Raw genomic sequence first — 22,286 nt, forward strand, 5'->3', positions numbered from 1 at the left:
TTTTACACACACCCGCTGGTCAATTTAAGCCGTAATAAGCAAATTGCCGCTGCAACATACCCGGGGAATATTTCAGCTTTAATGTTTAATAACTACTTTAGTGGTATGAAGTATGTTAAACTTTTAGCAGCCGTTGCCATGGCTGCAATCATTATATCATGCCAGCAAAAGGGCAAAAAAAACGATGTGCCCGTTGTTGGTTTTGTTGATGCTTTTGAGGATGCTACTATAGCGCAGGCGCGTACCGGTTTTACCGATGCACTTAAAAAGGGTGGCTTTAGTGAAGATGCCCATACCCTGAAAATAGAATATCGGAATGCACAGAATGATATACCACAGTTAACGCAAATTGTAAATTATTTTGTTAGCGAACCTGTGGATGTGCTGGCGACCTCAACCACGCTGTCAACCGTAACAGCTTTGCAAAAAAGCAAAACCATCCCGGTATTTGCCATGGTTTCACCTGTGCCTGAGCGCATGAAGGTGCTTGATGCGAGTGGAAAAGCGCCGGCAAACCTGTTCGGCGCGTTGGAAGATCTGAATTATATCGACACTTCATTTTCCATCATCCCGCACATACTAAAACCTAAAACAGGAGCGAAGCTGGTTGTCGGCATGATCTATAACCAATCCGAACCGCAATCGGCAGATGCAATGGAGCGCATAAAAGGGCTGGCTACTAAACTAAATGTTAATTTAGTGGCGTTGCCGCTCAATAATTCGTCGGAAGCATCGCTGGTAACACAATCATTGCTGGCTAAAAATATCGACGCTTTCTTTGCAAACCCGGATAATACAGTATTTGCTGCATTCGAGACTATAAAAAAGAATTGCGATGCCAAAAATGTACCGATATTTACCAGCGAGGCTGGTTTAGTACAACGCGGCGCGGTAGCAGCTTTCGGGGCCGATATTTACCAATGGGGATACCAGGCAGGTGAGCAGGCCGTACAATACCTTAAAACACATAAAACCGATGGTCTGAAACCAGAATTGGTGAAAGTCAGGAAACGGGTGTATAATGCCGAAGTAACCGCAAAGTATAAACTAACGCTACCATCAAATTTCGAAGCAATAAAATAATGGACTTTTACCTTACCGCTTTATTACAGGGTTTGTGTTTTGCGGGTATTGCGCTGGGTATCTACATCTCCATGAAGATATTTAACATACCGGATATCACTACAGACGGTAGTTATACCCTCGGCGGTGTGGTTACGGCGTTGCTATTAACCCATCAGCAACCGGTGTATATTGTTTTACCTGCGGTGATATTGGCCGGAGCTTTAGCCGGTGCCATAACTGGATTGATACATACACGTTTGAAGGTGCATCCACTGTTATCTGGTATATTGGTAACCTATTCACTTTATTCAATAAATCTAACCTTAATGGGGCGATCAAACATTCCATTAATAGGCGTTAAAAGCTTATTTGATAAGTTGCATTTGATGGTCGATCCTAATCAAAACACAGGCGTTATATTGTTGCTGATTGTGTTGTTGATCACCTTACTGATCGGTTATTTGCTAAAAACAGATTTTGGTTTAGCTATGCGCGCCACAGGTAATAGCGAAACCATGATACGCGCACTTGGCGTAAATACTAATAATATGAAGATTGCCGGGCTTGCGCTGGCTAACGGACTGATTGCTCTCAGCGGCTACCTCATGACCCAGTTTCAGGGTTTTGCAGATATTAATATGGGTATAGGCATTGTAATAACAGGGCTTGGTTCTGTCATCATAGCCGAAACAATTATCAATTGGCTGCGCATTACTTCGGCATGGTTGAGTCTGGTGTTGGTAATAGCCGGTGCAATCGCTTTCCAAATGGTGTTGGCCATTACGCTTAGTATTGGCGTTGACGCCAATCTGCTCAAATTAGTTACCGCTGTATTCGTATTATTAATAGTAAGCCTGCCCCGTTTATCTTTTAGCAGAAATTCATGATAGCGCTTAATTCAGTACATAAAATTTTTAACAAGGGTAAGGCGAGTGCGGTAACTGCTATTAACAATTTGTCGCTTAACATAAACTCGGGCGAGTTTGTAATTATTATTGGGGCTAACGGTTCAGGCAAAACTACCTTGCTCAACCTGGTGGCCGGCAGTATTTATGCCGATGAGGGTACTATACAAATTGGCGGCAATGATGTTACCCGCATGGCAGACCATCAGCGCAGTAAGTGGGTAGCACGCGTTTTCCAAAACCCGCTGAGTGGTACTGCACCCGATCTAAGTATAATAGATAATTTCCGACTGGCTGCCATTCGTACCAAGCATAAGAGATTTTCAGTCGGCGTAAATGCGGATTTCAGGGAAAAAGTAAAAGAACACATCACTACTTTAGGCATGGGGCTTGAAAATAAATTAGAGCAACCTATGGGCACACTCTCCGGGGGCCAGCGCCAGGCGCTTACTTTGTTGATGAGCGTTATGGACAGCTGCAAGGTATTATTGCTGGATGAACCCACGGCGGCGCTTGACCCACGATCAGCAGAGGTGGTTATGCGCACGGCTGATAAGCTTATCCATGATTTCAATCTCACTGCAATACTGATCACGCATAATTTAAAGGACGCTTTCCAGTACGGTACCAGGCTTATTCAGATGAATGAGGGCAATACTTTACGTGATATTTCAGCAGAGGATAAGAAGGCGCTAACTCAAAACGACATATTTAACTGGTTTTCGTAAGCGTTAAAAAATTTGGCAAAGTTATTGTATCTGTCTGATTGCTATGAAGAACAATGATTTTGTAACGATAAACGACGCTTACCAGCTGGTAAAAGGCGCAAAGATAAAAGGCAAAAAACAGGATGAGGTTTTTGAGCTAGGCCATTACGATCCGAACAAACGTAGCTACACCGTTTACCCTTTTGAAGAAGGGGTTATGTATAAGGATTTTAGCGTGATGGTATCTGAAAATGAGCTTAAAAATAATTACCTGATAGAAGCGGTTAAAAGTAAAGCGATTGATGCAGGTATAGTAAATACTGCTGAATTGTTTGCGGATATAAATAATCTTAAGAGTGCCTGATTTTTCAGCACTTTAAAAGTTTGTCACCCGGTGCTGTTGCCGGACGGTGTTTGTTGAGAGCGTGTTGTGATTGAGGGATGATCCGGCAAGCGCTGGTGACATTGTAACTGTTTGCGATTGTTGAATGCGATAACGAGGGGAGAGAGCAGGTGAGGTTGATAAATGTAGATGATTATGAGGATATGCTGATAAGTAAATCGCAAACCATAAGAAAAGGCGCCCAATGGAGCGCCTTTTCAATATCATATAATGTCGAATAAACTACCTTAAACCGAAAAGCTTTCGCCACAACCGCAGGTGCGGGTAGCATTAGGATTATGGAAGTTGAAACCTTTTCCGTTCAAGCCGTCCGAAAAATCAAGTTCAGTACCGGCCAGGTATAAAAACGATTTCATATCCAGGGCCATGCGTACTCCCTTATCTTCAAAAAACTGATCGCCCTTTTTCTCTTCGTTATCAAAATCAAGGTTATATGACAGGCCTGAGCAGCCGCCACCCTGAACCGATACACGCAGGAAATACGAAGCATCAAGCCCGGCATCCTGCATCAGGTTATCAATTTTGCTTTTAGCTTTATCTGTTACGGTTACCATAGTCAGTTGTTAGTAGTCAACAGTGAGTTTGTCACATAATTCGAATAGCGAAAGGTTTAGTATTGCTACTCACCATTCACTATCCACCACTCACTCAATTAGTGGTGTGATTTTTCTAATTCAATTGGCTCTAAGCCGTTTTTAACGCGGTAATCATTAATAGCGGCTTTAATAGCGTCCTCAGCCAAAACTGAGCAGTGAATTTTTACCGGTGGCAGGGCGAGTTCTTCAACAATATCCATATTGTCAATAGCCATAGCATCATCAATGCTTTTGCCTTTTAGCCATTCAGTAGCTAATGATGATGAAGCGATAGCCGAACCGCAACCAAAGGTTTTAAATTTAGCGTCGGTAATAACGTTGTTATCGTCGACTTCAATCTGCAGGCGCATAACGTCACCGCACTCAGGGGCACCTACAAGGCCGGTACCTACTTTATGGCTGCTTTTATCTAATGTACCCACGTTGCGCGGGTTGGTGTAATGATCAATTACTTTATCTGAATATGCCATTGTCTTATAGCTTTTAAATTCTAAATTCTAATATCTAAATCCTAACAGTAAAAACCGAAATCCAAAATTCGAATTCCGAAATTTTCTTAGTGTTCTGCCCACTCAATTGAGTTAAGGTCGATGCCTTCTTTAAACATTTCCCATAGTGGAGAAAGTTCGCGAAGGTGCGTTACCGCTTTTTTAGTTACCTCGATTGCGTAATCTACTTCCTCGTCGGTTGTAAAGCGGCCTAAACCAAAACGTATCGAAGAGTGTGCCAAATCGTCAGACAAACCTAAGCTTTTCAACACGTATGATGGCTCAAGTGATGCCGAAGTACAGGCCGAACCTGATGATACAGCCAAATCTTTCATGGCCATCATCAAACCCTCGCCCTCAACATATTTAAAGGAGATGTTAGCTACGTGCGGTAAACGGTGTTGTACGTTACCATTTACATAGCTTTCTTCCAATTCACTCAATGATGCCTCTAACCTGTCGCGCATAGCTGAAAGGCGTTGCGCTTCAGAATCCATTTCCAAACGGGCAATTTCGCAGGCTTTACCCAAACCAACGATACCCGGTACGTTCAAAGTACCTGAACGCATACCGCGCTCGTGGCCGCCGCCGTCCATTTGTGCAGTTACTTTAACACGCGGACCTTTACGGCGTACATACAAAGCGCCTACACCCTTAGGGCCATACATTTTATGGGCCGAAAGAGCCAGCAGGTCAATACCATCAGCGTTTACGTCAACCGGTATTTTACCTACGGCTTGTGTAGCGTCTGTCATGAACAGGGCGCCATGTTTGTGGGCAATAGCTGCAATTTCTTTTATTGGTTGTATAACACCGATTTCGTTGTTACCGTACATAATTGATACCAGGATGGTTTCTGGCGTAATGCTTTGCTCAAGCAATTCCAGATCAACCAGGCCGTCCTCTTTAACGGGTAGATAAGTAACCTTGCCGCCCAGTTTCTCAACGTGTTTACAAGCGTCAAGCACGGCTTTATGTTCAGTAACCGCGGTAATAATGTGGTTACCTTTATCTTTATACATTTCAAAAACACCCTTAATAGCCAGATTGTCTGACTCTGTAGCGCCTGAAGTAAAGATAATCTCTTTCTCGGTAGCGCCAATTAATTTGGCAACCTGCTCACGTGCGTAATCAACAGCCTCTTCGGCTACCCAGCCAAAGTGGTGGTTACGGCTTGCGGCATTACCAAATTTTTGGGTAAAATATGGTATCATAGCTTCAAGCACCCGTGGATCCATGGGCGTTGTAGCATTGTTATCTAAATAAATTGGTAAGTTCATTGTATCAGTTTAACAATACAAAGATATACAAATAATTTATTTAAAATTGTTCGCCCACTGTCATAAACGAGTGGTTAGGTAGACGATTTTTGAACTTAATAAGGTTCTCTGCCGAATTATTATTTTGATTGAACGACATATTAAAAATGAAACCAAACCTTATCCTGCTGTATCTTACTCTCATAGCTTTGTTTATTGCAGGCTGTCGCCCGGTTTTTTGTGTATGGGACATGGGTTTTCAAGCTGCCGATATAAAAGATAAAGTTGAGGTTGTAGGCACTTATAGGCTAACAGATCACTCTAAAAAGATAATGCAGTATGAAGGTGATTATGTCGATATTCCCGAAAGCTATTTGATAATTTATCGTAACGGAACTTATAAATTAAATAATGCACCCGATTGGATCATGGATGATTGGGGTAAATCAAACAAAAGTTATATTGATCATACAGAGAAATGGAGTATATCTTTCGATGATAACGGACATTGTATATTTGAACTTAACGATATTAGCGCCGGGGATATTTTGCAAAAAAAGGATGGCAAATTAAATGTTTTATTAACAGTAGGCGTTCCCGATAATTGCCAGGGTATGGTGTATGAGGAGCAATGAGAACTAAAACGTGGAAAACTTTTTCCCCTAATGTTTTATAATAAAAATAAGTTAACTATATTTGCGCCTCTTTTAGAAAGTATATTAGTAATGAAAAAAGATCTGCATCCTTCAAATTATAGATTAGTGGTTTTTAAAGATATGTCTAACGACTACTCTTTCATCACTAAATCATGCATCGATACCCGTGAAACAGTTCAGTGGGAAGATGGTAACGAGTATCCATTGGTTAAATTAGAGATCTCACACACTTCACACCCTTTTTATACCGGTAAAATGAAGTTGGTGGATACCGCTGGTCGTATCGATAAATTTCGTAGCCGTTACAACAAAAAGTAATCGCTTACTTAAAATATTTATAAGTCCCGGCTTAGCAGTCGGGACTTTTTTTATTTTTGCGCCATGGCAATTATCCTGTTTGACGATAACGCACAAAGTACCTTATTACCATTAACCTTTACACGCCCTGTAGCCAACTTGCGCACGGGTATACTCACTATCGACGAAAAGTGGGGTAAATATCTTAATAGTACTTTTTCATACCTTACGCGCGATTACCTGCAGGCTAAGTTTCCGCTTGAAATTCAAAGCGATAATACATTTATAAATGGCTCCATTTGCCCGGATGAAAACCTGGCTGAATCTATTGATAAACTGACCGAAGGCGAAGCCTTAAAGGCAGGACACTTGCTAATTGCAGTAAAGCTGAAAGAAGCCGACGCGAAAAACTTTGCGCTAAACGGTACATTTGATAAGATTACAGAATACACCGAGCGATTCAATTTCATCAAACACCCCGAAGATATTTTCAGGAACAATGCTTCAGAACTAAAAAAGGATTTCGCATTGTTAACCAAGGGCCGTACCTCGGCCGCTATCAGTGCCACCAATACCATTATCGGCAATAGCGATCAGTTTTTTGCCGAAGAAGGAGCCGTTGCCGAATGCGCTACCTTTAATACGAATAACGGGCCCATTTACCTGGCGGCCGATACCGAGGTTTGGGAAGGCACTAATATACGCGGCGGCTTTGCATTATGCAGCCACTCGCAGGTTAAAATGGGTACCAAAGTGTACGGTGCAACTACTATCGGGCCGCACTCGCGTGTGGGTGGCGAGATCAATAATTCTGTAGTTTGGGGATATACCTCAAAAGGACACGAGGGCTATTTAGGTAACTCGGTACTTGGTGAGTGGTGCAACATCGGTGCTGACTCCAATAACTCTAACCTCAAAAATAACTATGCCGAGGTAAAGTTATGGGATTATAACAGCCAGCGTTTCCGTAAAACCGGATTGCAGTTTTGTGGCTTGATGATGGGCGATCATTCTAAATGCGGCATCAACACCATGTTTAATACCGGTACAGTAGTAGGCGTTAGCGCCAACGTGTTCGGTGCCGGTTATCCGCGTAACTTTGTAGCTGATTTTTCGTGGGGCGGGGCACAGGGCTTTGAAACCTATGGGTTGAAGAAAGTTTTTGAAACCGCCGAAAAGGTGTTTGAACGTAAAGAAGGACGAGACTTTAATCAGATTGAAAAGGATATACTAACAAACGTTTTTGAACTAACCGAACAGTTCAGGCGTTTTTAATTGTAATACATAACATAAAATATCATGAGAAAAAAAATTGTTGCCGGTAACTGGAAAATGAACCTGGATTACAACGAAGGTTTAAGCTTATTTTCAGAGGTTATCAACATTATAAAAGATGAAATAACCGGCACTCAGGAAGCCGTGGTTTGCAGCCCGTTTATTCACCTGCACAGCCTGGTACAACTGGCTAAAGGTTATGATAAGGTATCGGTAGGCGCGCAAAATGCCCATCAGGCCGAAAGCGGTGCTTATACCGGCGAAATCTCTGCGAAACAAATAAAATCAGTAGGTGCCGAGTATGTAATCCTGGGCCACTCAGAGCGTCGCCAGTATTTTGGCGAAACGAACGAGTTGCTTGCTAAAAAAACTGATACGGCTTTAGCTAATGGTTTAAAACCTATCTTTTGTATTGGCGAAACGTTGCAGGAGCGTGAGGCCGAAACACATTTCGACATCATCAAATCGCAACTGGTTGAAGGTATTTTTCATTTAGATGAAGCATCATTTGGCAAACTGGTTATCGCTTATGAGCCGGTTTGGGCTATTGGTACGGGTGTAACCGCTACTTCAGATCAGGCGCAGGAGATACATGCCTTTATCCGCCAGGAGATTGCGGCTAAATACAGCCCGGCTGTTGCTGATGCTACTACCATACTTTACGGCGGTAGCTGTAACCCTAAAAACGCTGCCGAACTATTTGCCCAGGCAGATATTGATGGTGGTTTGATCGGTGGCGCGTCCCTAAAATCGCGCGACTTTGCTGATATTGTTAAGGTGTTTAATTAATAGTGATTGGAGGTTGGTGGTTAGAGATCAGTAATAAAAGGATAAATATAATCTTAACTGATCTCCAACCACTAATCACTAACCTCTGACTACTAACCACTATCCCCAATGGATTATTATGAGATAGATTTTACCCTTGCCGGTGCCGAGGATTATCAGCGCGATTTGCTGATTGATGCTATGGCCGGTTTGGGTAGCGATACTTTTGAGGAAACGGAAGCGGGCTTTAAAGCTTACATTCCATCTGCCGACTTTGATGAGGAAGCTCTTAAAGAGCAGCTTGCGGCTTATGAAGGCATGCTTGATTATACTTACCAGGTAAACCTTATACCGCAAAAAAACTGGAACGAAGCCTGGGAAAGTAATTTTGAGCCCATTGAAATACAGGAAAAGATATTTGTACGAGCCACATTCCATACGCCGCGCGAAGGTTTTCCTTATGAGATAGTGATTGACCCCAAAATGGCATTTGGTACCGGGCATCATCAAACCACATCCATGATGCTGGAGCTGATGCTTGATGAGGATTTTGCAGGCAAACAAGTGCTTGATATGGGTTGCGGCACAGGTATACTGGCTATAATGGCTTCAAAGCTCGGTGCCGGTAATGTAACTGCTATCGACTATGATCCGGTTTGCTATGATAGCACATTAGAAAACGCTACGCTTAACAAAGCGAATAACATAACGGCGCTTTGTGGCTCTAAAGAAGCAATACCTGACGCGTTGTATGATGTAATACTGGCCAACATAAATCGTAACATCCTGCTCGATCAAATGGCGCGTTATGCCGAGATTTTAATGCCAAATGGCGTCATATTTTTCAGCGGGTTTTATGAAACTCCCGACCTGGATATCATAAAAGAGGCTGCGGCGACATATAATCTGGTATATGACCGTCACCTCGAACGGAAAGATTGGGTGGCCGCACGTTTCGTAAAGCGTTAATTTTCGTTAAAATTTAAATATTGTAAGTTTAAACAAATATTTTTTTGTTTATTTGCTCACCGTCTTCAAATTATAATTATAAATGAGGGTTCATTTTATTGCGATAGGAGGGAGCGCCATGCATAACCTCGCCATCGCCCTACATAAAAAAGGATTTACGGTCAGCGGGTCTGACGATCACATATTTGAACCCTCAGCCTCACGTTTGGCAAAATACGGCTTACTGCCTGAGCAGGAAGGATGGTATCCCGAAAAAATTACAAATGAGCTTGATGCCGTAATTTTAGGTATGCACGCGCGTGTAGATAATCCTGAATTGTTAAAGGCGCAAGAGTTAGGCGTAACCATCTATTCATACCCTGATTATATATATGAGCAGTCAAAAAATAAGCTGAGGGTTGTAATTGGCGGCAGCCACGGCAAAACATCCATTACTTCCATGATATTGCATGTGCTGCAACACCAGGATATGCAATTTGATTACCTGGTAGGCGCGCAGTTGGAAGGTTTTGAAACCATGGTTGGCTTAAGTGATGCTCCGGTTATAGTAATTGAGGGCGATGAATACCTCGCTTCGCCGATTGACAGGCGTCCTAAATTCCATATCTACAAAGCCAACATTGGCGTTATCAGCGGTATAGCCTGGGATCATATCAATGTATTCCCAACCTTTGAAAGTTATACCGACCAGTTTAAGATTTTCATTGAAACCATACAGCCCGGCGGGGCGCTGATTTATTGCGAGGCCGACCCGGTATTACAGCAAACAGTTGCCGATACCGAAACGGATGTTGCAAAGTATGCCTACAACCTGCCTCAATTCAGCATTGAAAATGGTGTTACAAATATTATTTATGATGGTAATATTTATCCGCTGCAGGTTTTTGGCGAGCATAATTTATTAAACATACAGGCGGCGCAACAGGTGTGTGCGCAGTTAGGTATAGCACCACATAGTTTTTATCAGGCTATAACATCTTTTAAGGGTGCGGCACGCAGGCTTGAGCTTTTAGGTAAAACGGATACGTCAAATATTTATAAAGATTTTGCGCATTCTCCGTCAAAATTAAAGGCTACCATACAAGCTGTTAAGGCGCAGTTTACCAGCCGTAAGTTAATTGCGGTTATTGAGCTGCATACTTTTAGTAGTTTGAATAAAGATTTTTTGAATGAATACGCAGGTACAATGAATGAGGCTGATGAAGCTATTGTATTCATTGATAAGCGCACTTTTGCGCAAAAAAATATGGAGCCATATAGCGAAGCTATAGTAAAAAGTGCCTTTTCAAGGCCTGATCTCATATTTTTTGATGAACCTGCGCTGTTATTAAAATACTTGGAAGATATTAATTTAACCGAAGCTAACCTGTTGCTAATGAGTTCAGGTAACTTTGGCGGTTTGGATTTAGTGCTGTTGAAAAATAATTTATTAAAATTATAATATTGTATTAGTATTTAATAAAAAATTATTATAACTTTATTAACTATTGAGAAAAACCCTCATCCTTAATTGAACAATAAAAAATGAAAACACTGGGAAAAAAAATCAGGCTGCTACGTCATCAAAAAGGATGGAGCCAGGAAGATGTTGCAAAAAAATTAGACATATCAATTCCCGCATTTTCAAAGATTGAAACCGGTATTACTGATATCAACCTTTCAAGGCTTGAGCAGATCGCTACCTTGTTTGAAATGTCGGTAGTACAATTGCTTACGTTTAACGATACTCAGGAAGAGCAAAAATTTGCGAGTGAACTTGAGAACATTCACAAAAAACTAACCGAGCGCGAAACTGAAGTTATTGATCTGCAGAAAAAAGTGATTGAGCTTTTTGAAGAGCTTCGCCTCAAAAAGGTAACAGCATAAATAAAAACCCGGCACTGCCGGGTTTTTATTTATTATTCATATCACGCCTCACACAAAAACGCGGTTGTCAGAGTAATTATCTCTGAACTCATTTGGCGTGCAGCCTTTTTTGTTTTTAAAGGTGCGGTTAAAGTTGGCCATATTATTAAAGCCGCACTTGTACGCAATTTCTGATACGGAATGCGTAGTATCTATTAACATGCGCGATACGTGGCCCAGCCTGATCTCGTTAAGGCTGCTTATAAAGGTTGACCCCGTACGCTTACGTATAAACCTACTGAATGACGCACTTGGCATATTCGCTATTTTTGATACATCATCAAGCGTGATCTGCTTATGAAAATTAGCGTTCATGTATTCAAACACGCGCTCAATTCGCCGGCTGTTGTAATTGTCCTGTTTGTGCAGAAAGGTGGCATCGGACAGGGTGCGGTAATCGCGCGCTAATGAGAGCTCGTTAAAAATAGCGAACAATTCTAATATCGAATCGAACCCGGCCTGTTTGTTCAAAGCCAGTATGCGTGGCGCAATATGCTCAATAGTTTTTCGCGAAAACATAATCCCCTTTTTCGAGGCGTCTATCATGTTGCGGATAAAGTTTAACTGGTTCCGTTTCAAAAAGCGGTCATCCATCAAGTCTTTATGAAACTGTATGGTTACTTCTGTAATCAGCTCGCTTTTACAATTATGAGTAAACCAGCCATGGGGGAGGTTAGGACCTACCAGTACCAATTCGGCATCTGTTATTTCATCAATATGATCTCCAACTATGCGTTTGGCGCCGGAGGCGTTCAAAATCATATTCAGCTCCATTTCTTCGTGGTTATGAAGCGGGAAGTTGAACTCCTGTTTTTCTCTGGTAAATATGGTAAAACAGTCGTTCTGCGTCAGGGGAGTAATCTCCCGCGAAACATTCTTGAACATAGTTAAGGGTTATAATTGTAATGCAATATAGTTAAAAAACTATTAATTAAAATATTACATTAATGGCTTAACTGTTTATTCGCAAAAAAGCTGATGATTTAGCCGCATGTAGTAGTAAAATCTCTCAAGTGATCTTTCAGATTAATAAACATCGTTTTTGCCGATCAATTTTATCCCGCATTTCGCTAATATATAATCGCTTCTTTCTTATCTAATGAATATTAACGCGGCAACTGATGCCGTTTTGAATGCTTAATATCATGTTTGGTTAAAATAATATTAAATGACTCGTGCAGCTCCCGCTACCTTTGATAAAGGTTTACGATCAAGTAAAAAGGTTTTTTTATACGGCGTTAAAGCGATAAATTACCGCTACTTATGCCTGCACGAGCGAGGCAGCCAATTTATAACCGCTTATTGCAATTTTAATGAAGTTACAATTACTTGATGTATTAATACTACTGAGTTACCTGGTAATGATGGTGCTTATCGGCTGGTATTATCGTAAAAAGGCACGCCTGAATAAGGACAGCTATTTAATGGGCGGCAAAAAACTGCCCTGGTATATGCTGGGTTTGAGTGATGCTTCGGACATGTTTGATATCAGTGGTACCATGTGGATGGTATCGCTATGCTTTGTATACGGCTTTAAAAGCATCTGGATACCCTGGCTCTGGCCGGTTTTTAACCAGGTGTTTAATATGATGTTTATGGCCAAATGGCTGCGCCGCTCAAACGCCGATACCGGTGCCAGCTGGATGGCTACCCGGTTTGGGGTAAGTGGGGTAGGGGTAAAATCGTCGCACGGTATTATGGTTGCTTTTGCGCTCATAGGCTGCCTCGGCTATTTGGCATATGGCTTTGTGGGGCTGGGTAAGTTTGTGGAGATATTTATTCCCTGGAATGTGGTAGAGCCATATGTCCCTTTTACCGTTGCGCCTGAATATGTGGCCCACTTTTATGGCATTGTGTTTACCCTCTTCGCCATGTTTTATTCCATTTTAGGCGGAATGCACAGTATAGTGCTGGGTGACGTGATCAAATATGCTATCATGACGGTAGGTTGTGTGGCAATCGGTGTAATAGCTATGCAGCATCTGCAAGGCCAACAGGTTAATGTACCAAAGGGTTGGAGCGATCCGTTTTTTGGTTGGAAACTCAACTTAGACTGGAGCCATATAGTGCCGGATGCGAACAAAAAAATAGCCGAAGACGGCTTTGGCCTGTTCACCATCTTTTTTATGATGATGATATTTAAAGGTGTATTTGCCAGTATGGCCGGCCCGGCGCCTACATATGATATGCAAAAGGTGCTCTCCTCACGCTCACCTAAAGAAGCTTCGAAAATGACGGGATTTGTCAGCATCATTCTGTTGCCCATACGTTATACCATGATTATCGGCCTTACGGTTTTGGCGCTACTCTATTATAATCAGTTAGATGTACAAACAAGCAGCGGCACCGACTTTGAACGCATATTGCCTGCTGCTATAAATAATTTTTTACCGGTTGGTATACTCGGCCTGGTGGTAACAGGTTTGTTGGGCGCGTTTATGGGTACATTTTCGGGTACGCTAAATGCGGCTCAGGCATATGTGGTAAATGATATCTATCTGAAATACATAAATCCGGATGCATCCACAAAAAAAATTATCACCACCAATTATATAACCGGTGTAGTAGTAGTGTTTATCGGTGTTGTGCTGGGCTTTTTCGCTAAGGACGTAAACTCGATTCTGCAATGGATAGTGGGTGCCCTTTACGGTGGATACATTGCTGCCAATGTGCTTAAGTGGTATTGGTGGCGCTTTAATGCCAGTGGCTTTTTCTGGGGTATGGTATCAGGCATAGCTGCCGCATTGATATTCCCGTTCATTTTTACGGGCTTACCATTATATAACTGGCCGCTGTTATTTCTTATCTCGATCATTGGGTCAATAGCTGGAACTTACGCAGCGCCACCTACCGATGAAAGGGTACTGACAACATTTTACAGCACCGTAAAACCTTGGGGTTTTTGGAAACCTGTTCACGATAAGGTGCTGCAGCTGGATCCATCCTTCATACCTAATAAACGCTTTAAGCTCGACATGTTTAACGTGGTGCTGGGCATAATAGCGCAACTGTTGCTAACCCTGTTACCCATGTATGTGGTAATGTGGATGCAGTTGCCTTTGTTGGTGACCGTTGCTTTGCTTGCTGTTATAATAATGGTGCTTAAAAGAACATGGTGGGATAAACTGGAAGATTAATACTGAAACTCGCAATACAATGAATATAACTTTTAACGAGCGTTTGCAATACATCCGTCAGGAATATGAGGCGTTAATAATGCGCACCAATTATCCAACAGCGGAAACTAATGGCGTGTACCAGCGCTATGTATACCCTATACTTACTGGCAAGCACGCCCCATATTTCTGGAAATATGACCTGAACCCGGCTACCAATCCTTTGTTGTTGGAACGTATAGGGGTAAACGCCGCTTTTAACGCAGGCGCTATTAAATGGAATAATAAGTATTTATTGGCCGTACGGGTGGAAGGTAATGATCGAAAATCATTTTTTGCGGTGGCAGAAAGTCCTAATGGCATAGATAATTTCAGGTTTTGGGATAAACCGATGCATATAATGCCCTACCCGGGGCAGGAACCGGATACCAATATCTATGATATGCGGCTTACCCGGCATGAGGATGGATGGGTATACGGCTTATTTTGTACAGAGCGACGCGATCCGGATGCTGACGAGGGAAACCAATCAGCAGCGGTTGCGCAGTGCGGTATTGTACGTACTAAGGATATGCTAACCTGGGAACGGCTTCCTGATTTGAAAACGCCATCGCCGCAGCAGCGTAACGTAGTGTTGCACCCGGAGTTTGTAAATGGTAAGTATGGTTTTTATACACGCCCACAGGATGGATTTATCGAAGCTGGAAACGGCGGGGGTATAGGTTTTGGAGTAGCCGCTGATATTACAAAAGCTGTTATTGAAAAGGAATATGTTATTGATCGTAAAGTGTATCATACCATCAACGAGGCAAAGTTGGGTCTGGGGCCGCATCCTATAAAAACTGAAAAAGGCTGGCTGCATCTTGCACATGGCGTGCGCAACACGGCTGCCGGGCTGCGCTATGTGTTGTATGTTTTTATGACAGCGCTTGATGATCTTACCCGCATCATTCACAAACCAGCCGGCTACTTTCTGGCTCCCGAAGGCGACGAACGGGTTGGGGATGTATCAAACGTGGTTTTTTCAAACGGCTGGATAGCTGATGATGATGGTAGGGTGTTTATATACTATGCATCTTCAGATACGCGAATGCATGTTGCTGTTTCCAGCATTGAACAATTGCTTGATTATGCTATCAACACGCCAGAAGATGGTTTAACGTCTGCGGCATCAGTTGAGGTTATTACCAAATTGGTTAATGGTAACGAAGCTTATTTATAGCGATTAGCAAAGTTTTTAAAATAATAAAGGCTGTACCGGTAAGGTGCAGCCTTTATTATTTTCTCTGAAAATGTAAAATTACATTTTAGCAGTGTCAGCTTTAACTGTATCAGTTTTGCCAGTATCAACAACTGTAGTATCAGTACCAGTAGTATCAACAACTGTAGTATCAGCAGCAGTTGAATCACCTTCTGATGAACCAGAACCTTTACAAGCAGCAACTGAGATAGAGATAGCAAGGGCTAAAAAGCCGAATTTGAATGCATTTTTCATTTTTAAAATCTTTTAATAGTGATTAATAGTTTTACTTTAATACGCCAATGTTTAAAAGGTAACCCGCTTTTTTTAAAAAAAATTAAAAATATATTTTAAAGATTTGGGGCGGCCTCATTTTCAGTGGCTTTTATTGCTGTTTACGCAATTACATTTTAGCTGTATCAGCCTTTGTAGTATCGGTAGTAGCGGCTGTATCAGTAGTAGCAGCAGCTGAATCGGTAGTTACGGCAGCAGAATCTGTAGCTGCGGTATCAGAACCTACAGTGCTTGATGAGCTGCTGCAAGCTGAAACTGCGATTGAGATAGCTAAGGCTAAAAAGCCGAATTTGAATGCGTTTTTCATGATTGTGTTTCTGTTTGTTTAATGGTTAATACTTAAAAATTAAAAAGGTAACCCTTAAATAGGTAATTTGTTCAAAATATTTTTTGTAAAGTATTGTATTATAATTGATTGTAAAGATGGTGTGCTACTAAGCAAGGTAAATGGGTTACATTTAAAGTAAATCCGTATTAAAACTTCGGGTAACATTTATCACAATAATTTTTTTTTGTGAATTATGGGTTACATTTTCGCATAAACCGTATTAAATAGTGAGTAACAGATCAAACAGTTCAATACCAACGGATAACGAAGTTATATTAGGCATCCTTAATAACTCAGACGTAGTTTTAAAGCGGTTATACCTGGCTTACTTCCCGATGGTGCTGCAACTTATCATTAATAATAATGGTAGCGCTGATGATGCGAAAGACATTTATCAGGAAGCTATAATCGTTCTTTACAATAAAGTAAAGTCAGGCAATTTTGAGTTAAGCAGCAAGCTGAAAACCTATATATATTCAGTTAGCCGCAGGCTTTGGCTTAAAAGATTAACGCAGATGAACCGCTATGGCGGCGATTTGAAAGACTTTGAAGAACATTTGCCTGTAGAGGAAGCCGACCACGAACAACACGCCGACCGCGACCTGCAATTTGGTAAAATGCAGGCAGCATTAAGCCAGTTGGGCGAGCCCTGCAAAACTATTATGGAAGATTTTTATATCCATAACCGGTCTATGCAGGAGATATGTGAGCGTTTTGGGTATACCAATGCCGATAACGCTAAAACGCAGAAATATAAATGCCTGCAAAGGCTAAAAAAGCTGTTTTTTCAGCAAAATTAAATTTGAGTGAGATGAGTGATAACCGATTACTGGAACAAATTGACCGTTATGTGAACGGCCAGATGAGCGGCGAAGAGCTGGCAAATTTTGAGCAGTTGCGTAAGGATAATCCGGCTATTGATAGTCAGGTATCTGAGCACCGTAACTTTTTAGGCGCCCTTAAGCATTACAGCGAGCGCCTCGACCTGGAGTCGCGCCTGAACGCCATACATGAAGAAATAGATGTGCACACCCTGCAGGATGAACTGATGGAAAAACCATCATGGATTGTTAGCTTATGGCGCCATCATCATTCTAAAATATCGGTGGCTGCCTCAATTGCTATTTTCGCGGTATTGATAACCCTGATGTTCACCGGCGGCTTTAAAAAGCACGATACTGCTTATGTGGAACTGAAAAAGGAAATTGCAAGTGTGCGTGTTTCAACGTTATTGCTTAACGAGCAAAGCCATAAAATTAAAAAGCAGATATCGTCATCATCTAATGGTAACAAAATTGTAAACCCCGGCAAATTTAGTGGTACAGGTTTCGCACTTACCGCTAATGGTTACCTGGTTACTAATTATCATGTGGTTAAGGATGCAGACTCTGTTTATGTACAAAATGTAAACGGCGATGCTTATCATGCTAAAGTAATTTATACCGAGCCTGCACAAGATATTGCCTTTTTGCAGATCAATGATGCATCATTCAAGTCATTAGGCTCTGTACCATACAACTTTAAACGTGCTAAGAGTGATTTGGGCGAAGAAGTTTTTACTGTAGGCTATCCGGCTGACGTAATTGCCTTTAGCGAGGGCGCTTTAACTTCACCGGCCGGTTTTAATGGTGATAGTTCGGCTTATGAGTTATCTATACTGGCTCGTCCGGGTAACAGCGGTGGCCCTTTGCTGGATAATAAAGGCAACCTTATCGGTATTATCAGCGGTAAACAAACATCATACGAAGGTATTTCATTTGCTAAAAAATCAAGCTATTTATTAAAAGCCATTCAAAACATACCGTCGGATTCACTGGCGAAACCGCTTAACCTGAATACACGCAATACACTGGCCGGTTTAAGCCGTCCGCAGCAAATAAAAAAGCTGCGCAATTACGTGTTCATGGTTAAGGTTTATAATTAAGGAAACCATCACCCAAACCATATTACGTTAAACCCGGAGCATTGCACTTGCTACCGGGTTTTTTATTCATACACTTTGTACGGCTTTATTATATTTGAACCATGGAGCAACCGCAAACTTTACCTGTTTTGTCTGATACCGAACTGCGGGTATTAGGCGCTTTAATTGAAAAATCGCGCACTACACCGGAGTATTATCCGTTAACGCTTAACAGCCTTACAACTGCCTGCAACCAAAAAACCGCCCGTAAACCGGTTGTCGAGTATGACGAGCAAACGGTAATAACAGCGCTTGATACTTTAAAAAAGCGTGGACTTATGGCAACCGTAGTTGGTGGATCAAGCCGGGCCACAAAATACAAGCATAATTTCGCGGTTATGTATCCCTTAGTGCCCGCCGAGATAGTTGTTATAGGCTTGCTGATTTTACGTGGCCCGCAAACGCCGGGCGAGATCAACACCAATGCAGGCCGTATGTACGAGTTCGAATCGTTGGAAGAAGTGCAGGAAATCCTGGATAAACTTTCATCAGGCGATATTATTTACATACAGCAATTACCTAAACGCCCCGGCCAAAAAGAAGTGCGTTATGCTCATTTATTAGGAGGCGAAATCGACGTTAACGCTTATGATGAAGCAGATGCCTCGGCTTCGGTACGTTCATCATCATCCGGAGTATTAGAAGCCCGGGTTACCGCCCTTGAACAGGAACTTGCCGAGCTAAAGGAAAACTTTAATAAGTTAATGAAAGAACTGATGGGCTAACAACCATCAGGTGAATGATTGTTTGAAGGCCACTAAAACAGATAAATAAATGCTTCTCTCCAGAGGAAACTCTGGTGGTTGATCAGGCCTGATGGGTATGCTGTTCTTGTATTTCAAAGGAAAGAAGAGCGCTACAAAATCTGCCTCGGTAATGTCATATTTTAGCCAGGGGTGCTTGCGGTGTATCTCTACCAGTCGCATCTCAAACAGCGAAGCACTTAACGGATCTTTACTCATTGGCCAAATATAGCAACAGTAATTATAATAGGAGGATATCTATGCGATGGGCGTGCACCAGGTTCAGATCTTCAGACCACGAGAATATCGTAAAATGCCCATCCTGCGACGCAACCAAGGCTATCGCATCGTGCTGATCGTACACAAACTGGGCCGCGGAAAGGTGCCTTGTACCTCCTGTTTGTGTAGGATGCCTGCGTTCGGCCTTGCCATCAACCACTGGTTCGCTTAAAATGATCTGCTCAATAGGTATGCTGTTTTCTGAACGCGATATTTTAGCGCCAAATGCCAGCAGTTCATGGTTTTGTGTAATAACGGTAGCGCCATCAACAGAAGTAAAGCCGCCAATTAGCTGCACGGCCTGTAATACGGCTTCCTGCCACTCCAGTGTATCACCGTCTTCCTCCTCGCGCAGCATCAACTCGTTGATAACAGCGTAAGCAGGCTCAACCGGATAGGTTACCGGCTGCACGATGGATTCTCGCCATTTATCAGTTCCCGGCGGAACAACAAGCACAATACCACCCCTACCGTGCAGGCGCATAACAGCGGCCAATTGCACCAAAATATTTACACTTTTGCCGGTGCGGTAGGGTAGCGGTAATCCTAATAACGATTTTAGTAATTGCGGGCAGCCATTTAAACCCGAACTCTCCTCATCAATCATTTTAATGTCGTCGCCTTTTAATACGGCAACGTTAACAAACTTACCGAAGCCATCTACACGCTTGTGTTTAATAACCAGCAGGCCGGGTTCAGCCACTTCAAGCACAAAGCAAATACCTGGTATTACATGTGTTGTACCCCATATGTAAATATCGTCGTCATCAAACCAAACACCCAGATGTATGCCGGGTTGCTCAACAGCCGGGGCAAGTTTTATTAATGTTTGCGGGGTAAGGCGTAGCGGTTTACCAAACATTAAGGGCTGATCGCACTGCTTTGGGTGTAGCAGGGCTAACGATATTTTAGGCGGACGGCCTTCCTCACGGCGTAGGCTCGACCAGAAAGCTACATCGATAACTGCCTCAATTATCCTGCTGCCGGGATTGATAGCTACGTTCGGTTCGCCTGATATTTTGGCGGCGTGTATATGTTTATCAAAATGCGCTTCAATGGTTGCAGCAACCATGCGCGCAGCAAGATATGTAGGTTCTGAAAGCATAGCCTAAAGGTGATCGGTGTATCTGCAAAACTAACATAAATGCATGGCAATGCGGTTTGTATAATGTATAAAAAAAGTAAACACAAGTCCGGTTCCGTCATGGCAATATCAAATGCACTAAGCCGCCGGATAAGGTTAACACATGGTACGATAAATGTTGTTACCAGTACAAAAATAAATACAACTAAACATGACAAACGAAACAACAAGCCTGACCTATAACTTGGGCGGCGATCTGCAAATTAACCGTTTAGGTTATGGCGCAATGCAATTAACCGGTAACGGTGTATTTGGCGAGGTAGCTGATAGGGATAATGCTATTAAAGTACTACAATCAGCAGTTGAGCAAGGCGTTAATTTTATTGATACAGCAGATGCTTACGGTCCGCACTATAACGAAAGCCTCATAGCTGATGCCCTGCATCCGTACAAGCAAGGTTTGGTGATTGCTACAAAAGGTGGCTTTAACCGCCCGGGGCCTAACAATTGGGTGCCAAACGGTAAGCCGGAATTTATTGCTGAAAATATCGAGGGCAGTTTAAAACGCTTGAAAGTTGACACGATAGACCTTTGGCAGTTACACCGGATTGACCCAAAAGTGCCGGTTGAAGAAACGCTTGCACCTGTGGTTGATGCCGTAAAGGCAGGCAAAATTAAGCATGTAGGCTTATCTGAGGTGGGCATAGCTGATATTGAGCGTGTGCAAAAGGTATTGCCAATAGTATCTGTACAAAACCTGTATAACCTCGGCGAACGTAAGTGGGAAGATGTGTTGGATTACACCACGCAGAACAACCTTGCCTTTATCCCGTGGTATCCGCTGGCTTCTGGTCCGCACACATTGGCCGAAAAGATTGAAAAGATAGCCGCAAAATACGAAGCAACAACTGCACAGGTTGCGCTGGCATGGCTGCTTAAACGTGCCGATAATATTTTGCTTATACCCGGCACTAAATCAGTAAGCCATCTTACTGAAAATTTAAAAGCTGCACACATTGAGCTAACCGAAGAAGAGTTTGAGCAATTGTCGGCATAAGCTGTTTAGCGATATACTATAACGAGGCGCACTCAACCGGTGCGCCTTTGTTGTTACAAACTTTTTTTGGGTGCTAATTGTGTTTTATAACTTATGCGAATAAATACAATAGCACTTTGCCTGGCGCTGATGCCGCTATTATACACGGGTAAAGCCCTGGCCCAGTTTACCGACAGTACGCACTACCGTGTTAATTATACTTCCTCAGGCTCCATCAATAAAACGGGCGATGGCACCGCGTACCTGCTTAACAATAGTGCCGGCATAGGTATAAAAAAGAAAGCTATATCGCTAAATTTTAGTAACGCATGGATATACGGCCGACAGCGGGACGCGCTGACTAATAATGATTTTTCAACCGCTTTAGATTTTAATTTGTATAAAACCTTTCCGCACTTTTTTTATTGGGGATTGGCTAATTATAATACCAGTTATTCCCTGAAGATAAATAATCAATTACTTGCAGGCGTAGGTATTGCGTATAACATTGTTGACAAGCCGAACGCCTGGCTTAACTTAAGCAATGGTATTTTATATGATAAAAGTGACCTGATGCTAAATGATACTACGCGGGAGGATTATCATACCTACCGAAACTCGCTCAGGCTTGCATTTAAGTTTACAATCAATAAGTTAATTGTGCTGGAGAGTAGCAGCTTTTTGCAGAATTCATTCAATAATGGCGACGACTATATCATCCGATCTAACAGCTCGTTATCGTTCAAAGTGAACAAATGGCTGGCATTAACAACAGCGCTCAGCTATAACCGCCAAAACCGTACAAAGAGTGAAAATTTGCTGTTTACTTATGGGTTGACACTTGAAAGGTACTTTAAATAATTTAACACAAAAAGTCCATTTCTGCGCAGAAAACGCATTAAATGTCAAA

General features: G+C 42.3%; 26 protein-coding genes. 18 read left to right on the forward strand and 8 right to left on the reverse strand.

Features of this window, described 5'->3' with window-relative positions:
* Positions 1-105: 105 nt before the first annotated feature.
* Genes LT679_RS01065 through LT679_RS01080 form a run of 4 tightly spaced genes read left to right on the forward strand, consistent with a single transcriptional unit; the run spans position 106 to position 3,041 of the window.
* Positions 106-1,083, forward strand: coding sequence for an ABC transporter substrate-binding protein (locus LT679_RS01065; RefSeq protein ID WP_232175049.1), 978 nt, complete (start codon positions 106-108; stop codon positions 1,081-1,083).
* Positions 1,083-1,952 carry an ABC transporter permease gene (locus tag LT679_RS01070; protein WP_232175050.1) on the forward strand — a complete coding sequence of 290 codons (870 nt, stop codon included), beginning with the start codon at positions 1,083-1,085 and terminating at the stop codon, positions 1,950-1,952. The genes LT679_RS01065 and LT679_RS01070 overlap by 1 nt, the downstream gene beginning before the upstream one ends.
* Positions 1,949-2,698, forward strand: coding sequence for an ABC transporter ATP-binding protein (locus LT679_RS01075; protein WP_232175051.1), 750 nt, complete (start codon positions 1,949-1,951; stop codon positions 2,696-2,698). Before LT679_RS01070 ends, LT679_RS01075 begins: the two co-directional genes overlap by 4 nt.
* Before the next feature lie 43 nt (positions 2,699-2,741).
* The gene (locus tag LT679_RS01080) at positions 2,742-3,041 is read left to right on the forward strand and encodes a hypothetical protein (RefSeq protein WP_232175052.1); all 300 of its coding nucleotides are present in this window, start codon (positions 2,742-2,744) and stop codon (positions 3,039-3,041) included.
* Positions 3,042-3,307: 266 nt separating this feature from the next.
* On the opposite strand, the gene LT679_RS01085 is transcribed toward LT679_RS01080, so the two are convergent.
* The 3 genes from LT679_RS01085 to LT679_RS01095 all read right to left on the reverse strand — a co-directional run bounded on the left by LT679_RS01085 (position 3,308) and on the right by LT679_RS01095 (position 5,444).
* Positions 3,308-3,634 carry a HesB/IscA family protein gene (locus tag LT679_RS01085; RefSeq protein ID WP_232175053.1) on the reverse strand — a complete coding sequence of 109 codons (327 nt, stop codon included), beginning with the start codon at positions 3,632-3,634 and terminating at the stop codon, positions 3,308-3,310.
* A gap of 98 nt (positions 3,635-3,732) precedes the next feature.
* On the reverse strand, positions 3,733-4,146 hold the full coding sequence (gene iscU / locus LT679_RS01090; RefSeq protein WP_194102048.1) for a Fe-S cluster assembly scaffold IscU: 414 nt from the start codon (positions 4,144-4,146) through the stop codon (positions 3,733-3,735).
* An 86-nt stretch (positions 4,147-4,232) separates the two neighbouring features.
* Complete coding sequence (locus tag LT679_RS01095) at positions 4,233-5,444, reverse strand: IscS subfamily cysteine desulfurase (protein WP_232175054.1); 1,212 nt, start codon at positions 5,442-5,444, stop codon at positions 4,233-4,235.
* A gap of 230 nt (positions 5,445-5,674) precedes the next feature.
* On the opposite strand from LT679_RS01095, the gene LT679_RS01100 reads away from it, so the two are divergent.
* From LT679_RS01100 to LT679_RS01130, 7 genes are all read left to right on the forward strand, one after another.
* A complete protein-coding gene (locus LT679_RS01100) occupies positions 5,675-6,058 on the forward strand; it encodes a hypothetical protein (protein WP_232175055.1) in 384 nt (127 codons plus the stop codon).
* 90 nt (positions 6,059-6,148) lie between these two features.
* Positions 6,149-6,397: a type B 50S ribosomal protein L31 gene (locus LT679_RS01105; RefSeq protein ID WP_169609947.1), complete on the forward strand. Its 249-nt coding sequence runs from the start codon at positions 6,149-6,151 to the stop codon at positions 6,395-6,397.
* Positions 6,398-6,460: 63 nt separating this feature from the next.
* A complete protein-coding gene (locus LT679_RS01110; protein ID WP_232175056.1) occupies positions 6,461-7,651 on the forward strand; it encodes a putative sugar nucleotidyl transferase in 1,191 nt (396 codons plus the stop codon).
* Positions 7,652-7,675: 24 nt separating this feature from the next.
* Positions 7,676-8,440, forward strand: coding sequence for a triose-phosphate isomerase (tpiA, locus tag LT679_RS01115; RefSeq protein ID WP_232175057.1), 765 nt, complete (start codon positions 7,676-7,678; stop codon positions 8,438-8,440).
* A gap of 108 nt (positions 8,441-8,548) precedes the next feature.
* Positions 8,549-9,388, forward strand: coding sequence for a 50S ribosomal protein L11 methyltransferase (gene prmA / locus LT679_RS01120; RefSeq protein WP_232175058.1), 840 nt, complete (start codon positions 8,549-8,551; stop codon positions 9,386-9,388).
* Positions 9,389-9,470: 82 nt separating this feature from the next.
* Positions 9,471-10,829: a UDP-N-acetylmuramate--L-alanine ligase gene (locus LT679_RS01125; RefSeq protein ID WP_232175059.1), complete on the forward strand. Its 1,359-nt coding sequence runs from the start codon at positions 9,471-9,473 to the stop codon at positions 10,827-10,829.
* Positions 10,830-10,912: 83 nt separating this feature from the next.
* Positions 10,913-11,254 (forward strand): helix-turn-helix domain-containing protein, encoded by a 342-nt coding sequence (locus LT679_RS01130; RefSeq protein WP_194102040.1) that lies wholly within the window; start codon positions 10,913-10,915, stop codon positions 11,252-11,254.
* 48 nt (positions 11,255-11,302) lie between these two features.
* Here the strand turns inward: LT679_RS01130 and LT679_RS01135 are convergent, their stop codons facing one another.
* A complete protein-coding gene (locus LT679_RS01135) occupies positions 11,303-12,178 on the reverse strand; it encodes an AraC family transcriptional regulator (RefSeq protein WP_232175060.1) in 876 nt (291 codons plus the stop codon).
* A gap of 428 nt (positions 12,179-12,606) precedes the next feature.
* Between LT679_RS01135 and LT679_RS01140 the strand changes: the two genes are divergently transcribed.
* Entirely contained in the window at positions 12,607-14,430 is a 1,824-nt protein-coding gene (locus tag LT679_RS01140) for a sodium:solute symporter family protein (protein WP_232175061.1), read from the forward strand.
* 19 nt (positions 14,431-14,449) lie between these two features.
* Positions 14,450-15,631: a glycoside hydrolase family 130 protein gene (locus LT679_RS01145; RefSeq protein WP_232175062.1), complete on the forward strand. Its 1,182-nt coding sequence runs from the start codon at positions 14,450-14,452 to the stop codon at positions 15,629-15,631.
* Between the two features lie 78 nt (positions 15,632-15,709).
* On the opposite strand, the gene LT679_RS01150 is transcribed toward LT679_RS01145, so the two are convergent.
* Together LT679_RS01150 and LT679_RS01155 are read right to left on the reverse strand one after the other, a co-directional pair.
* Positions 15,710-15,904 carry a hypothetical protein gene (locus LT679_RS01150; protein WP_232175063.1) on the reverse strand — a complete coding sequence of 65 codons (195 nt, stop codon included), beginning with the start codon at positions 15,902-15,904 and terminating at the stop codon, positions 15,710-15,712.
* A 148-nt stretch (positions 15,905-16,052) separates the two neighbouring features.
* Positions 16,053-16,250, reverse strand: a complete 198-nt coding sequence (locus LT679_RS01155) for a hypothetical protein (RefSeq protein WP_232175064.1) — start codon at positions 16,248-16,250, stop codon at positions 16,053-16,055.
* Positions 16,251-16,498: 248 nt separating this feature from the next.
* Here LT679_RS01155 and LT679_RS01160 point away from each other — a divergent pair, with 248 nt between their 5' ends.
* The 3 genes from LT679_RS01160 to LT679_RS01170 all read left to right on the forward strand — a co-directional run bounded on the left by LT679_RS01160 (position 16,499) and on the right by LT679_RS01170 (position 18,959).
* A complete protein-coding gene (locus LT679_RS01160) occupies positions 16,499-17,071 on the forward strand; it encodes an RNA polymerase sigma factor (RefSeq protein WP_232175065.1) in 573 nt (190 codons plus the stop codon).
* A gap of 11 nt (positions 17,072-17,082) precedes the next feature.
* On the forward strand, positions 17,083-18,195 hold the full coding sequence (locus LT679_RS01165) for a S1C family serine protease (RefSeq protein WP_232175066.1): 1,113 nt from the start codon (positions 17,083-17,085) through the stop codon (positions 18,193-18,195).
* Positions 18,196-18,296: 101 nt separating this feature from the next.
* Positions 18,297-18,959: a YceH family protein gene (locus LT679_RS01170; RefSeq protein WP_232175067.1), complete on the forward strand. Its 663-nt coding sequence runs from the start codon at positions 18,297-18,299 to the stop codon at positions 18,957-18,959.
* A 6-nt stretch (positions 18,960-18,965) separates the two neighbouring features.
* On the opposite strand, the gene LT679_RS01175 is transcribed toward LT679_RS01170, so the two are convergent.
* Complete coding sequence (locus tag LT679_RS01175; protein ID WP_232175068.1) at positions 18,966-19,196, reverse strand: hypothetical protein; 231 nt, start codon at positions 19,194-19,196, stop codon at positions 18,966-18,968.
* A gap of 22 nt (positions 19,197-19,218) precedes the next feature.
* Positions 19,219-20,361 (reverse strand): putative sensor domain DACNV-containing protein, encoded by a 1,143-nt coding sequence (locus tag LT679_RS01180; protein ID WP_232175069.1) that lies wholly within the window; start codon positions 20,359-20,361, stop codon positions 19,219-19,221.
* 190 nt (positions 20,362-20,551) lie between these two features.
* Here LT679_RS01180 and LT679_RS01185 point away from each other — a divergent pair, with 190 nt between their 5' ends.
* A complete protein-coding gene (locus LT679_RS01185) occupies positions 20,552-21,397 on the forward strand; it encodes an aldo/keto reductase (protein WP_232175070.1) in 846 nt (281 codons plus the stop codon).
* Between the two features lie 93 nt (positions 21,398-21,490).
* Positions 21,491-22,237, forward strand: coding sequence for a DUF481 domain-containing protein (locus LT679_RS01190; protein WP_232175071.1), 747 nt, complete (start codon positions 21,491-21,493; stop codon positions 22,235-22,237).
* The last annotated feature ends 49 nt before the right edge of the window (positions 22,238-22,286 follow it).

Origin of the sequence: Mucilaginibacter roseus (genome assembly GCF_021215455.1) — a bacterium.
Taxonomy (GTDB): Bacteria; Bacteroidota; Bacteroidia; order Sphingobacteriales; family Sphingobacteriaceae; genus Mucilaginibacter; species Mucilaginibacter roseus.